14 protein-coding genes and 1 tRNA gene are annotated in these 14522 nt (G+C 57.1%); 2 read left to right on the forward strand and 13 right to left on the reverse strand.

The window, feature by feature from the left end; all coding sequences use genetic code 11:
- On the forward strand, positions 1-790 hold a 790-nt coding region (locus II896_04135), incomplete at its 5' end, for a tetratricopeptide repeat protein (GenBank protein ID MBQ4443834.1).
- Positions 791-982: 192 nt separating this feature from the next.
- Here II896_04135 and recO read toward each other — a convergent pair.
- The 3 genes from recO to II896_04150 form a co-directional block, all read right to left on the reverse strand.
- Positions 983-1699 (reverse strand): DNA repair protein RecO, encoded by a 717-nt coding sequence (gene recO, locus II896_04140; protein ID MBQ4443835.1) that lies wholly within the window; start codon positions 1697-1699, stop codon positions 983-985.
- Between the two features lie 110 nt (positions 1700-1809).
- Positions 1810-2250, reverse strand: coding sequence for a ribonuclease HI (rnhA, locus tag II896_04145; GenBank protein MBQ4443836.1), 441 nt, complete (start codon positions 2248-2250; stop codon positions 1810-1812).
- Between the two features lie 242 nt (positions 2251-2492).
- Positions 2493-4145 carry an alpha-galactosidase gene (locus tag II896_04150; protein MBQ4443837.1) on the reverse strand — a complete coding sequence of 551 codons (1653 nt, stop codon included), beginning with the start codon at positions 4143-4145 and terminating at the stop codon, positions 2493-2495.
- 162 nt (positions 4146-4307) lie between these two features.
- On the opposite strand from II896_04150, the gene II896_04155 reads away from it, so the two are divergent.
- A tRNA-Trp gene (locus II896_04155) sits at positions 4308-4382 on the forward strand.
- 149 nt (positions 4383-4531) lie between these two features.
- On the opposite strand, the gene II896_04160 is transcribed toward II896_04155, so the two are convergent.
- From II896_04160 to II896_04205, 10 genes are read right to left on the reverse strand one after another with little or no spacing between them, the layout of a single operon-like run.
- Entirely contained in the window at positions 4532-6058 is a 1527-nt protein-coding gene (locus tag II896_04160) for a hypothetical protein (protein MBQ4443838.1), read from the reverse strand.
- Entirely contained in the window at positions 6051-6266 is a 216-nt protein-coding gene (locus tag II896_04165) for a hypothetical protein (protein MBQ4443839.1), read from the reverse strand. Before II896_04165 ends, II896_04160 begins: the two co-directional genes overlap by 8 nt.
- Positions 6267-6277: 11 nt before the next feature.
- Positions 6278-7333: a hypothetical protein gene (locus II896_04170; protein MBQ4443840.1), complete on the reverse strand. Its 1056-nt coding sequence runs from the start codon at positions 7331-7333 to the stop codon at positions 6278-6280.
- Positions 7266-8159 (reverse strand): hypothetical protein, encoded by an 894-nt coding sequence (locus tag II896_04175; protein MBQ4443841.1) that lies wholly within the window; start codon positions 8157-8159, stop codon positions 7266-7268. Before II896_04175 ends, II896_04170 begins: the two co-directional genes overlap by 68 nt.
- On the reverse strand, positions 8156-8581 hold the full coding sequence (locus II896_04180) for a hypothetical protein (protein MBQ4443842.1): 426 nt from the start codon (positions 8579-8581) through the stop codon (positions 8156-8158). The genes II896_04175 and II896_04180 overlap by 4 nt, the downstream gene beginning before the upstream one ends.
- Positions 8562-9125: a hypothetical protein gene (locus II896_04185; protein MBQ4443843.1), complete on the reverse strand. Its 564-nt coding sequence runs from the start codon at positions 9123-9125 to the stop codon at positions 8562-8564. Before II896_04185 ends, II896_04180 begins: the two co-directional genes overlap by 20 nt.
- 9 nt (positions 9126-9134) lie before the next feature.
- Entirely contained in the window at positions 9135-10151 is a 1017-nt protein-coding gene (locus II896_04190) for a leucine-rich repeat protein (GenBank protein ID MBQ4443844.1), read from the reverse strand.
- Positions 10148-10948, reverse strand: a complete 801-nt coding sequence (locus II896_04195) for a hypothetical protein (GenBank protein MBQ4443845.1) — start codon at positions 10946-10948, stop codon at positions 10148-10150. Before II896_04195 ends, II896_04190 begins: the two co-directional genes overlap by 4 nt.
- Before the next feature lie 26 nt (positions 10949-10974).
- Complete coding sequence (locus II896_04200; GenBank protein MBQ4443846.1) at positions 10975-13905, reverse strand: hypothetical protein; 2931 nt, start codon at positions 13903-13905, stop codon at positions 10975-10977.
- A complete protein-coding gene (locus tag II896_04205) occupies positions 13902-14522 on the reverse strand; it encodes a hypothetical protein (protein MBQ4443847.1) in 621 nt (206 codons plus the stop codon). Before II896_04205 ends, II896_04200 begins: the two co-directional genes overlap by 4 nt.

Genomic DNA, 14522 nt, shown 5'->3' on the forward strand with positions numbered 1-14522 from the left:
CAATCTCGGTAATCTCTACAAAAACGGCAGACCGCAAGAGGCTGAGAAACTTTACCTCGAAGCGTTGGATATCCGCCGCCGTCTCGCCAAGGAGAACCCCGCAGCATTCGAGGCCGATGTCGCTATGACCTGCAACAATCTCGGTAATCTCTACAAAAACGGCAGACCGCAAGAGGCTGAGAAACTCTACCTCGAAGCGTTGGATATCCGCCGCCGTCTCGCCAGGGACAACTCCGCCGCCTTTGAGGCCGATGTCGCCGGTACCTGCAACGATCTCGGTAGTCTCTACGCCAAAAACGGCAGACCGCAAGAGGCTGAGAAACTCTACCTCGAAGCATTGGATATCCGCCGCCGTCTCGCAGACGAGAAACCTGCCGCCTTTGAGGCCGATGTCGCCGGTACCTGCTACAATCTCGGTATTCTCTACAAAAACAACGGCAGACCGCAAGAGGCTGAGAAACTCTACCTCGAAGCGTTGGATATCCGCCGCCGTCTCGCAGACGAGAACCCTGCCGCGTACGAGGGCCGTGTCGCCAATACCTGCAACAATCTCGGTAATCTCTACGCCAAAAACGGCAGACCGCAAGAGGCTGAGAAACTCTGCCTCGAAGCGTTGGATATCTACCTCCGTCTCGCAGATGAGAATCCTGCCGCGTACGAGGGCCGCGTCGCGATGACCTGCTACAACCTCGGTAGTCTCTACGCCGCCCTTGGCGACCAAGCCCAATCCAACCTCTACTATGCATTAGCCGCCGCCATTCGCGCCAAACGCCCCGACACACACGACTAACCAGATATCATCGTTTCTCTATACGGCTATCACGAAGCGCGCCTACCGGCCATCTCTTCGGCGCGTCCGCATCCCGACAAACGTCGGCTTTCTTCCGCGCTTAAACGTTTAGGCACGGATTTTTCTCACAGTAAGGCCTTAGATTCCTCCCGTATGCACCGCATACGGATTTCTCCCGCACTTCGGGCGTCCTCAGCCGCTTATCACGTTCCATTGTTTGCACAGTTCCTGCACGCTCATCAACTTGACGCCTACGGCGTAGTAGAGACACCGCGCCAGTATGACGTAGCATTCCCGTAGGCCCGCCTGCCCCACCTCTTTGCCTTCCGCGAGGGCCACGAGGCTCTCCCTTGCCGAGGCGGTCAGGGGCATACACGCCGCCCCCTTGTGCTGTTCGCAACAAAACGCCGCTTGCTCGAGGTCGATATAGTCGCCCGCCTCCCCGCATTGGCAGAAGAGCCGAATGGCGTGCCCCGAGAGGCGCATCAATTCCAAGAGATAGTACGCGCCCGTATACAAGGCGTCCTCGTGATACGCGCACTTTTTGAGGGTATTCAGCAAGGTCAAAAACAAGGTCGCGTCGGCCACGTTCTCCCCCGACAACTTGTCCGCGCCGTCCAGCAGCACCGCCGCCACGTAAAACTTGGCGAGGTCGTTTTCCACCGTGGGAAAGGCGTCTATGCAATCGCACCCCGTGACGATATAGCCCGCCTTGGACTTGGTCAGGAGATACTCCCCCGTGCACATAGGCAAGGTGGCGAAGCGCAGTTTGCTTTTGGCGCTTCTGCAGCCCTTGGCGCGCACGGTCAACTTGCCGTATTCGGGCGTCAGCAAAGTGACCAGTTTGTCACTCTCCCCCACCTCCGTCGAGCGGAGCACTATTCCCGTCGTTTTCAGTTCGGTCGTCATGATTTCGATACAATAGGTACGCTTCGGGCAAGCCCGTTTTGCGGAACAGATCCCAATACTTATCTTTCATCGAGCACCTCCCATGAGAAGTATGCCCGCATTCCTCGTTCTTAATCTTCCAATCGGTCGATAGCCGCCCGCGCCAACGCGTCGCAGCGGTTATTCAACTCGTTGTCGGCATGGCCTTTCACCTTGATGAGTTTCACGGTATGCACCGCGAGTAGCGACGTCAACTCTTCCCACAACTCCACGTTCTTGACCTCCGACCTCGAGGCGGTGTGCCAATTACGACGCTTCCAATCGGACAGCCAATCGTTTGCCACGGCGTTGACGACGTAGGCGCTATCGCTGTACACCGACACTTTGCACGGCTCTTTGAGGGCCGCAAGCCCCCGTATGACCGCGGTCAACTCCATACGGTTGTTGGTGGTTTCGCGTTCGCCGCCCGACAGCACTTTTTCCACGCCTTTATAGTTGAGGATGGCGCACCAGCCGCCCTTCCCGGGATTGCCCGAGCACGCTCCGTCCGTATAAATCGTCACTTCTTTCATCATTTCGTCCTACCTTTTCCCCGTCGGGGTATCTCACAGTCGGCTCTACCAACCATATCGCACCGCATAGCGGCATATCATTGCACTTGCGCCCACCAAGAACTACGGGGGCAATCCACGACCACAGGCCGATTCACGCATCAATCCCTACCACATCCCGACGTATGTCGGATTTCTCCCGTGCGAACGCACGGATTTCTCCTTGCCATAGGAAAGATTTCACCCGCGTATCAACGCGGATTTCACCGAGCCTTGGCGCATATCTTCCACACGCTCACCCCGTGCGGCGCGAGGTTTACCGACAGATTGCTCACGCCCGTTCGCGTTTCCCCCGTCCACAGGTCTTTCGCGTCGTAGCGGTCCGCCGCGCAAGCCTTGACGTATTCCTCTTTTTTCAACGCTTCGAGCGCAACGGTATATTTCCGCGCCCGCTTACTCTTGTTGAACGCACATACCGCGATTCCGCCGTCCGCGAGGGGCTTCACCAGCACGTCTACCCCGCCTTTCACGATGCGCTTGCATTGTTTGCCGAGCGCGTCCTGATCCACCGCGATGAGGTCTTCGTTCTTCAAAATCGCCAAGTGCTCGAGCTTCATATTCACGATGTCGTTGCCCAGCAGTAGGGGCGCCGCCATCATGCACCACAGGGTGAAATGCGCCTTGTTTTCCTCCAAGGTCAACTTGCCGTTGCCCACCTCCAGCATATCGGGGTCGTTCCAATGCCCCGGCGACGCGTAGGAGTACAACCGCACGTTTTTGTCGTAAATCTGGCGTATGCGCCACCAAAACCACAGTATATCGCCCGTGGTGCGCCACAGGTTGGCCACCTTGTCGCCCCACTCCCAAGGGCGATTGCGCCCCCACTCGCACACAGAGAAGGCGATCTTCTTCGCGCCCGTTTCTTCCGCCGCGTCCCGCAGGGCGTTGCTCATACACGCATAGTTGAGTATAGCGCTATCCGCACGGGTACCGATGGGATTAAAGACCTTGATGGTATTGTCCCCCGCTTTGAGCCGCGCCACGAAGCGGAAGGGCGCCTCCGCGCACGGACGGTGCATTTTGGGCGATTCGATGATGACGGGTTCGCCCTCGTTGACCACCACGGCGGCCATCACGCGATGCAGCATACCCGTCACGCGGTAGCGAAACCGCGGATGGACGGACACCACGTACTCCCCCGCCTCTTTGGCGCGGTAGAGGAACACGGCCTCGCCCTTGTTGCCGTCCAAGCCCTTGACGTAGTGCGCTTTTTTGCCCACGCCTGTCAACGAGCCGAGGTTATAGTTGCACGAGCCGTACACGCATTTCGCCCTGCCCGTGAGGGCCGCCTTGTCGGCGTCTATCATCACCTCGTCCGCCGTGCCCTTTTTGCACACGGATACGCCGAAGACGAAGGGCGCTTTCGTCGTGTAAACGCGATGATAGCAGTAGTCGTATTTGAGGTATTCGATGCCCCACTTGGCGAATTGCCGCGCGTCGCTGTACTCGTGCCCGAGGCTCGCGGGCAGGCTCTGACACGTCTGCACGCCGTTGGAACTGTATATGCCCACCTTGAACCCCAAGGCGTTGCACTCGTCCACGAAGTGCTTCATGCCCAAGGGAAAGCGCACCATATCCGCGTCCAATCTGCCCAATTTGTCGCGGCAGTCGGCCTCCCAATAGTCGTCGAGATTCAAATAGGTATATCCCGCGTCCCACAGGCCGCTTTCCTTGATGGCTTTAGCCATTTCGAGGAGCATTTTCTCGTTGATATCCTGCTTAAAATAATTCCAACTGTTCCACCCCATCGGCGGCGTTTTCATCAACCCGTTGTCAAAAGGCTCTTTTCGATACAACCGCGTGACGCTTTTCTCTCTTTCCAACGTATTCCGTATCGCGCAAGCAGGACATTTCATACCACTATCTCTCCATTTAGCATTGATAATACCATTATACCATAAATCCACAAAAGTTCAATACTCTATTTTGGCTTTCGGATAGCGTGCGCACATTTTTACAAATTATTTGCGATTATTCCTTGACTATTCCTTTCCTTTCGCCTATAATCAAATGTGCACAGGGGAGTGGCTCAATGGTAGAGCAACGGTCTCCAAAACCGTCGGTTGCGTGTTCGAGTCGCGTCTCCCCTGCCAAAAAATTGAGTGGCTTAGGCCACTCTTTTTTTGTTTTGGGGACGCAATACTATGCGTATTCTTACGCATAGTCGTTGTGCTTTGAACAACTGTCGAACACTTATAACAAAAAAGGGTGCGGTCTCCCGCACCCCGAAAAACTTTTTTTCTTATTCACTTGATTCGACACCGCTCTTCTCCAAAAGCGCCAATATCCCTTCCTTGTCGCACAACGCCTCGTTGGGGTACGCCTTCACAAAGGTGTACGCGTCGATGGCGCCCTTGGCGAACAAGGTCTCCAAGAGGTTGATATCCGCCGCCGCGGTCGCGCCCGTACCCACGCAAGCCTCCACGGTCACCGACATCGGGTAGTCGAGGTATTCGTCCGCGTCAAAGACGTTTTCCGCGCCGTCCTCGTCCCGCCACACTTTGCGGTCGTAGTAGAGTTTGCAGCATTGCACCACCACCATACCCAGCCGCTCTTTCGCCCGCCAGAAACGCTCGCGCATCTCTTCGATGGGCTTGTTGGCCTGCGATTGCAGTTGGGCGATGGCCGTACCCGACAGGTTGCTCAGTTGCTCGCCCGTCATAATTTCGCTGCTTCCCGACACGCTTCTCGTCAGGTTGGTCAGGCTGTCCACATAATGCACGGGCAAAGAGGACAAGGACGTGTGTTCGAGCTTGCGAATGCCGTTGCCCGTCGCCGAGTAATCCACCAGCACCTCGCCCGGCTCGTTGGAGATGCGTTGCCCTTTGAGCGCGTCTTTGGTGACGATATACTTACCCCAGGCGCTGTTTTGAATGGCCAACGCTTCCAATCCCAATATTTGATTGATGATACGCTGGTTGGGCACGATGCTCTCCGCTTCGCTCAGCCCGTAGATACTGTTTTCCCTTTCCTCGTAACTGCCGAACACCACGGGATAAAGGCTCGCCCGCACGCTTCCCAACGCACCCACGTCTTTGCCGCCTACCGAGGGTGACAGCGGTCGCGCCGCCGTCAGCATGGTGTATTTGGTCGCCCGTTCGCAGTACACCTGCTCCTCTTGACGGAAATAGCGCGTCAGCACGGTCACGAGGTCGCTGTCCTTTTGCTCGCTTTCGCCCCACTCGGCGCCGTCCGCCGCCAAAAGCGTCTTGTCCACGCCCGCGTCCGCCATGCGCTTCACCGCAGCGAGCGGCACGCGCGAAGCGATCAATATCCACTCCTGTTTCTGCTCGTCCTGCTCGTTTGGGTTGGCGAAATAGACGTGCATAGGGTCGAGCACCTCACAGCACAATTTCCCCTCTTCGTTACCGAAAAGGGGGTGGGCGTCCCAATACAAATGGTAACAATAGCTTCCCTTGATCAAGGCGTCCTTGATGACTTTGCTGTCCAATTCGCGCATACGCATCTCTTGGTCGAGATAGGCGGCGAACTTAGTGAATCTATCCCCCAATTCGGGCGCTTTTTCGCAGTGATACACCAATTTGATGGGCGTCAAAGTCAGTCTCGCCCGCTTGTTGCGGCACACGAACTTGACCATATTTACCACGGGGCGAGGCAGGTTGGCGGTAGCCTTGGTCGCGGGCGCCCATTGATCGCCCTCGTAGAAGGCGACGTTGGTTTTCACGGTCTGCACGAGGCCGAGCGATTGCTGATAGGCACTGCCGTTTCGATACATTCGCCACAATTCGGTCACTTGTTCCTCATTCATCCTCGTCACCTCTCCCGTAGCAGTATTCACGCATCAACTTCTCGGCCTCCGTCTCGGCGCCGTTCGCGCACGCTGCGGCGTTCTGCGCCCGCAGCGCGGCCAACTCGCTTTCCATCCTATCCAATCGGGCGCTCAATTCCACGAACATCTCGGCGATGCCGTTTATGCCTTGTGCCAACAGGCTAAGATTCGGTTTCTTTTTTCTCATTCTTTATCCTCCTACTCTTTCATGTCCGTTTGGATTTTGCCGAGCAGCAACTTCAGGCTCTTATTCGTCGCCACCACGTCGGTATTGACGACGTTCAGCCAGCGCCCCGCGCCGTTGCTCACGAACAACTTGCCGCCGTAGTACAATACGGTACCCACTTTTACGTCCACTTTTTTTGCCGTGGCCAACGCCGTCAGCATTCGCTCGGTCGCGGCGTCCGCTTGCGTATCGGCTTTGACGATATAGGTGTCCCCGCCGTACGTCACCGAAAACACGTCCAACTTCGTCACTTTCGCGCCGGCGCCCTTTCGATAGGCCACCGCGTCGAGGTATTGCCAATCCTTCGCGCTCACCACGGTATCTTTGCCGCCGACCGACACGATCTTGCCCGTCGTATCGCCGCGATACACGGGCAAAGATTCCACCCAATCGAGGGCGCTTTGGTAGCGATCACCCAACGACGTCTTGCGTTTTTCGATACTTTTCTTCATTTCGGCCACGCCTTCCTCGCTATACGCGGTCTTGTCGAACGGACTCCTGTATTCGTCGCGTCCGCTCAAGTCGGACTTCAATGCGTTCAGGTTTTCGCGCCACAATTTGTCGTACGCGCTTTGCACCGACCGTAGTTTTTCCTCGGCTTCTTCGTCCTCTTCGTTCCGCTTCTTTCCGTAGGCCGTCAGCAGTTTTTCCTTCGTCTTCAGCGTGCGCTCGTCCGCCTTCTTCTTGGCTCTACGGGCGCTCTCCTCCACGTCTTCCGCCAGTTCGTCCGCGTACTGCGTGCCCGCCAGCCCCTTGGCCACGGCGGTTTCTTTCCTCGCCCGCAAAACGGCGTCTTTCGCCAATTCGATTTCCCGTTTTTTGTGCACGGCGGTCTCCTTCGCCGTTCGGGCGTCGTAGGATAGTTTCTCGCTGTCCTTTTTCTCGCGCAAATACCGCTCGTACAATATGCGGCCCGTTTCCCTATCCGCGCCCTCCAAATCCGCGAGGGACGCGTCGCCGTCATCCGTCCATTCTTTCCCCGTTTTCTCGAGGTACCACTTCATCCATTTGGCTTGATTCTTTCTCATACGTCTCACTCCATATTTTGAATTTTTGCAAGTTGTCGATCTTGCGGATAATGCGATGGCGGTCGTAATCGACCACGAAGAAATAGGCCCGTAGGTACGCCGTCGCGCCCATGGCCAGCAAAGCCGCCGTCTGCAACGCCGTCCAAATGAGGTTTTCCCAACTGAACTCGTTCAGCATCCGCACGCCGAAATAGCCGAACAAAAGGCCGCACCCTACCTTGGACAATATCTGTCCGAGGTCGCGCCGCCTTTCGTAGGCGTGTTTGTCGGGGCCGAAGTCGTACACGTCGTTGGGCTTACTGCCGTCCGCGGTCAACGCGCCCGCCGTCAACGGCGTCAATCGCAGCCTATCCGCTTTGCGCACCGCTTGTTTCTTCCGCCACGGCAGGCCTTTCACGGTCGTTTGCACGAGGTTTCCGTCTACCACTATCGTAAAGATACCCCTACAATATTCTTCGTATCGAATCCCCTGCCTCGCCAAAATGCGGCTCTTGCCGACCTTGAGGTTTTCCTCGTTTTTCATCTCGCACCAGCGGTCGAGTCGGTCGATCACGGGCACCACGGCTTCCACCGCTTGTTGGTGCAGTCTGACGGTAGACTGCACGCTTTCCTGCTTTTCGCCTTTCTCCAATCCCTGCAAACTCAACAATTTGCTTATCAAAAAGCCGAACGCGGCGCCCAAAGCGCCGTCCGCCAATATCTCCCACACGCTCTTTCCCGTCTCCACGACGGTGACGAAACTTCGGGACATATAGACCAACGCGATGAGCCCCACCACGATGAAAAAGACGTTCGAGCGCAGTTCGTTGCGCATTTTTTCGTTCATACTCTACCGCTCGCCCCCTCTATCGCCTCTTTGACCGCCTCGGTCATCAGGTCTTTTTCTCTGTTCTGCTTGCATTTCGCGATGAGCGGGGCGGCGACGAGCGTCGCCAAACCCTCCCCCACCGCCATACACGTCACCAAGAGAGCCAAACTGTCCACCAACGGCCGCAACAGCCACAGCGAAGCGGCGGCGAGGGCATACCACACCACGCGTTTCACCTTTTTGGGCGTATGCCCCATAGCCTGCAACGCCACGAGCGTAGCGGCCACCGCGCCAAACACGGACAACGAACAGCACCTTGCCGCCGAGGCCGTATATACTTGCCAATCCAGCCCCACCGCCACCGCCACGGGGGCGAACGCCAAAATAGCGTACAGCACATAGCCGCCGATAAGCCGCATGTTACGATTCTCCGTTTTCATCGTTCACCCCCAATATGCGCGCGATTTCTTTCGCGTATCCGCTTTTTATAAGGTCCTTGTCGTTGCAAAACCCCACGGTCACGGCCCGCGCGATATCGTCCAACTTGCCGTACGCCTCGCCGTACGTTTCGCGCAAGGTCTCCTCCGCCGCCAGCACCTTGTCCAAAGCCTCGGCCAAATCGGCCGCCGCCTCGGTAAAGACCGCTCTCGTTTCCGCCAATTCCGCCTGCGTCCGCGCCAATTCCTTTTGGCTTTCGCGCATACTTTCGCTGTCTTCGGTCAACGCCTTGTGCGCTTTTTTCACTTTCGCAACGGTCACGGCCACGGCCGACGCCGCGCCCAACAGCACGCAGGCGTATTGCGCCGTCTTATCCAGCCACACCCGCACGAAATAGTCGGCGAAGGTCTCGTTTTCCTCCATACGTAGGGCGTTATCCACTGCCTTTTCCGTTTCCGCCGTCTCCGCCGAGGCCACGGCCATCGGCGCCAAAGCGGCGCTCACCACGAGCGCCGCCAATACTGTCAACCATACGATTTTCTTCATCTATCCCTCCTATATTGCCGTTTCGCTCACGTTCGAAAGCGTGGCGTAGTATCGGCCCGCCTCGCTGACCGTGGCGGACGCGCGCACCGTATGCGCGTAATCCTTGTACCAAGTCAAGGTATACGTACCCTCATACCCCGAAGCGGTTTGCGTAAGACTTGCGGGAAGCGTATCGCCCACGGCGCAATCCCGATAGGCAAACACTCTGTCCATATATTGCCTGAGCCCAGATGCAGGCGCGGTGATTACTTGCACGCGATAGGCCAACAAACTATCCAAAGGGACGTGCATATTCAGTTTGGCTACGGTGCGATTCGAGATCATATATGGCCTAAGCGTCGTCGGCGCCACCTCATATCCACCCGAACCGTTCGGCTCGGCGTGGCGCAAAAAGACCATATGAAAGTCGACTTCGACCGACATATCCGTCCGATTCAAGTCAAACGCATAATCATTTATCTGCGCTGTCGTAGACGGTATTTCCAAATAGGGCAATTTTGGTGCGCCAAACAAAAAGTATTCGCCCATTTTTACAATACCGCTCAATTCCATCTGCGTCAGATTTGTAGAGTTTTGGAAAAGGCTCAACGTATCAGACTGCCTGGGCAAATTGCAATATGCGGTCGTCAACTGTTTGTTGCCGGTAAAGGCGCTTTGGCCCAGCGAAGTTATATTACGCCCGTCCACGTACAAGGTTCGCATACCCGACATGCCGAACGCATACGTACCTATGCGCGTAAACGACGACGTGATAATGACGTTTCGCAGCATACTGTTTCGATAGAACAAATAGTCCAACACGTCCGTTATTCTCCCTTCACCCACCGTCTCCGGCGTAAAATCAAAGGAATGTCCGTTGCACATTTCGATAATGGGATTCGTACTTTCCGAGGTCACGTTCACACGGTCGAAGTAGTCCAGCCCATAGTCGCTCGGAGAGTAAACGTGCGGATCCACCGTATGCACTTCCAATTCGCCCGTGCGATAGGCGGTATTCCTCTCGTTTACGTTGGTTTTGCCTATCATTCGACCACCTCCGTCGCCTCCGCGACCACCCGCACCGTGCCGTCAACCGATTCCACCGTTGCGGTAGCCGAGGCGGCGTACGCCGTGCCGTTGACCGCAAAAGCGGACAACGTATACCCACTTTGCGCTACCACCGAGATATGCAAGGTCGCACCCACGGTCACAAAATCGCCATCCGCATACGTTTTGCCCGTAGCGTCCCGCACCGTCACGTTCGCTCCTATCGCCCGTATCAGCACAGTGTAATAGGTGGGCACCGAGCACACGAGATTTTCCACAGTCACGATCTCCTCTATTGCTTCTGTCGCATAGATTTCCACGCCGCCCGCCACACAGCGACAAAACGTCGCCAGTTGCGGTTTTACCGCGTCGTCGGGGGCGAAGCACAATTCGGGTATCATGCGCTCCGTCACCCCCGTCAAAGGGATGAACGCTTTATATCCATACGTCCCCACCACAGTCGCCAGCGCCGCCCAATCGGCGGACGCCACCGATAGGTTGCTAAAATAGAGCCTCAGCACGTTGCCCACTCGGTCGACGTATCTCGTCAACCCCAAGGTCGAGGGAACGTGTGTGCGGTCGATATTCTCTTCCACGCGGTCGCACACCATTTCTTTGTCAAACTTGGCGTCTATATCGTGATTCGCCTCCACGCGCATACGCTCCATTTCGGACAGCAGCGAATTATCCTCGTCTACCAAGGCCGTATAAAACATTTTCTTCACCTGCGCAGCGGGCATACCGTCATCCGACGGCCGCGTTCCGTGCGCAAAAGGCGTTTTACGCAATATCGCCATTTTCGTATTTTCAGAAGTTTTTTCTATCAATCCGATACCCCCTTTGCGGGTTGCAGATAGCCGTACCGCAAGCACACGCCGCGTATGGCCATATCCCCCGCTTTATTAGATTCGATTTTCCACGTCAGGTTGCGAAAGCGTGCCTTACAGCGCACGGTATACGCTCGCGGAAAATCGCCGTCGAACGTAAATCCGGCGAAGTCCAACCAGTCGTATCGCAACTCGTTGATGCCGAAAATCTCGCGTTCGTTCTGTGTCAGCGACGTTCGCACGGCCAAAGTGGCTTTTCCGTCTTTTCGGCTCTCCACTTCCACCGTAACCGACTTCAACACTTTGGTAATATCGGGCGTATCCAAAGCGTTCGCGCAAGACGCGTAGACCGCACACACGGGTTTACGCTTTACGATCCTCGCCGTCAGCACCGAGGGCAACGCGCCCCCGTACACCGTCACCGCGCTTCCGTCCGCCATTTTCAGCCCGCACGCGCAATCCTCGGGGGCGGTCGCGGTCACCTTGCGCCCCTTCAAATCGCATACCACGTGCGTCACGCCTTGCGCTATCGCCACCGCTTGCCCGTTTTCGTCCGCCAAGGCAAAGCGGCACTTTCCCCAATCAACGTCCTTCACGTACACGCTGTCGCCCAACGTGCCGCCTATCGCCAAACGCACTTCTTCGTCCTCGTACACGTGCAAAATGGCTTCGCTATCCACATAGACGCACCCGTCGCCCACGTCGAGAGGCGTCGCCAGCACCGCATACACCGATTGATTCAGGTAAAACTCGTCGCCTTCCTCCACCGCGAGCGCCTCGTCAAAGGTCACGCTTCCGTCCGACGCGTCCACGGTCAACTGTCCCTCCTCGGTGTCCTCGAAAGTCACGTCCTCGTAGTCCTCGCCGAACGTGCACAATCGGCCGTCCACCGTGCCGAAGGATAGGGCGTCGCCCGATGTGTACCATACGCGCACGCCTTCGATGGCGTACTTGGTCCACTCGTAATTGCTGTCGCTGTCCATAGCCAATCGGTAGCGGCTGTCGCCCACGAACACCTCGCGCCCGTTACTCGCGTAATAGCGCAGGTCGTGTACCGTCGCGCGGCTTTCCTCGCCGAACAGGACGCCCTCGATGGGCGCGGACAAGCGCATCGCCTTCTTGTCGTCCGTCAACGCGTTGGTCATCACGCGATACAGTCCGTTCTCGGCGAGATACAGCACGTCCGAGTCGAGATAGCCCGCCGTACCGTCTGCGGACGGCTTGGGCAAAGTCGCCGTTCGCGTCAACGCAAACACGGCGCGTTTCGTCCGATAGACGTCCCCGTCTATTTCCGTCTGCTCGGTCACCCACTCGCCCACGCGCCAAAACGCGTTGGGTCCGCTCCCGTTTTTCACCACGGTCAACAAGCCGTCGTGCGTCGCGAGGTAGGTTGCCACGGTGCCGCTCGTACTCAATTTGCAGTACCCGTCGGGGGCAAAATACGTCCATTCGCCGCTTTCGCTGTGGTAATCCACGGCGGCGTTTTTCTCTTCTCCGCTCACGAACAAGCGGTCGCGGTTACCGCCCACGCCGTACACGACGCTCACCCTTCCCTTGCCTATTTTTTCGGCGTTATAGCGTTCGTCGCGATACTTGTACCGCACGACGATATTGTCTTGGTCGGTGGGTGCCGTCGTTGCCTCGGTAAAGGTGATCGTCGCGTTTCGGTAGTCCACTTCGCCCCAAACTTCGGCCCCGCACAGCAATTCGGACGTCAGCACGGGTAGCGTGCCGAACGCTTCGGTTTGGGCAAAGACATCGCCTATGCTGCTCACCACGCCGAAATCGGACGGAAACGTGATACTGTTTTCGTAGAAGGTCACCGTATAATCGGCAAAAATACTCTCGCGCGAGGCCACGCCGACCACTTGAAAGGCACTTGCCGTTTTCAGCACCAGCACCGCCGTATTCCAGCCGCTCGACGTGATCGACGAACTCTGCCACCGCAGATACCCGCCGCTCGCGTTGATTTCATAAAACCCGATCTTGCTCGGCAAAAAGTGCAGCGACTCCACGCCCGATATACTCGTATGCACCAGCGACAGTTGCACGCCCGACAAGTCGTCGCCCGTCACCGGCTCCCGCGCCATCGTTCCCGTGCGCCTACTCAAGATACTGTAATGGCGCACAGCCCCGTTCTCCTCTCGGTCCACTTCTATTTCCACCTGCCCGTCGGGGTCGGCGTGCTGCGCGTCCAACCGATAGGTAGCCGTTCCCGCGGGCGTTCCGTACAAGGTATTCTTGCGCCACCCCGTCAGCATATTGGGCTGTTCGGCCTTGCGCCCCTCTTGCGCCAATTCGATTCGGCGATAATAGGTCACGCCCGTCTGGGGCGTCACGGTCTCCCCGTCCAGATCGACTTCTTCGTAATTCTCGCCGACGCGCACGTAAAACACGCCTACCGAATCCTCGTCCACCGTCGCCTCGCGATATTCGTACCGCGTTTCGCTTCGTATCCCCACCGCCGTCGTCGGCACATAGGTATCTTCTTCGTCTTCCACTCTCCGCAGTTCCACCGAGTCGCCCACGCGTTTCAGCACGAGATAATCCCCGCACCCCACCACGTAGGCTCTGTCCTCGTGTTCGTACACGGCTATCGGTCTGTCCTCCAAATCGGCGAGGCGCACGCGATAGTCGGCCGCACCCGACAAAGTGATATCGCGGTAGTTCTCGCGGCAGTCTTCCCTGTCTTTCTCTCGCAGAAAAAAACGCGTGCCGGCATACACCAAAACGTAGGCCTGCCCTCCTATCCGCACGTCGAACACGCCGTTAATCGCCCCGTCGAACTTCACCGTCTGGCGGTAGCCGTTGCGCTTCCGCACCACGCCGCGGTCGAGGTAGACGTTTTCGGCTTTTTCCGCGTGGCGTCCGTCCGCCACGTCGGCTTGCCCGCGCATATTTATCCATCTCACGCACCTATCCGTCATAGTTCCTCCCACCTATAGGTACACCGCAATCGCGGCATATCGTTTTCTTCGCTCGTTACGGACGCTTTTACGCCTTGTTCGAAGTAATCACGCGCCCGTTTGGCCAAGACGGCGTCCTCTTCCTCCGTCAATTCGCTCTTCACGAAGTACGGTATCAATACGGCCAGATCCGACGGAACGCCCAATTCGGTCTCGTCCGCGCACATGGGTTCGAGCAACTCGAGGGTTTCTCTGTACGTCAGCACATACTCGGCTTCGGACGAATAAAAGGGAACGACTAAGTCGTTCCCTTCCCTACGGTATGGATGCGCCGCATAACCGTCCTCCGTCTTCTCCCACAATTCCAAAACTTCGTCCAAGCGCTCAACGGCAGTCAAATCGTAGGTTGCCACCGTACCCGTCACCACGGGCGCCGCCAAGGTCGTACTTGACGGCCTCAGCGCCCCCAACGCCCGCATCCGCGCCAAAGCTCGGTTGACGCTTGCTTCCAGCCCCGTCAAATAGCAGGCGTATTGCGGATTTTGGTACAATTCGACGAGATCGAGGTTTTCCAATATTTCCCCATTCGTCACCCCCATCATTCTGAGGGTCTCACGGCGTACCGTACCGACGTTCAT

This window comes from Clostridia bacterium (assembly GCA_017394805.1).
GTDB lineage: Bacteria > Bacillota > Clostridia > Christensenellales > CAG-1252 > RUG14300.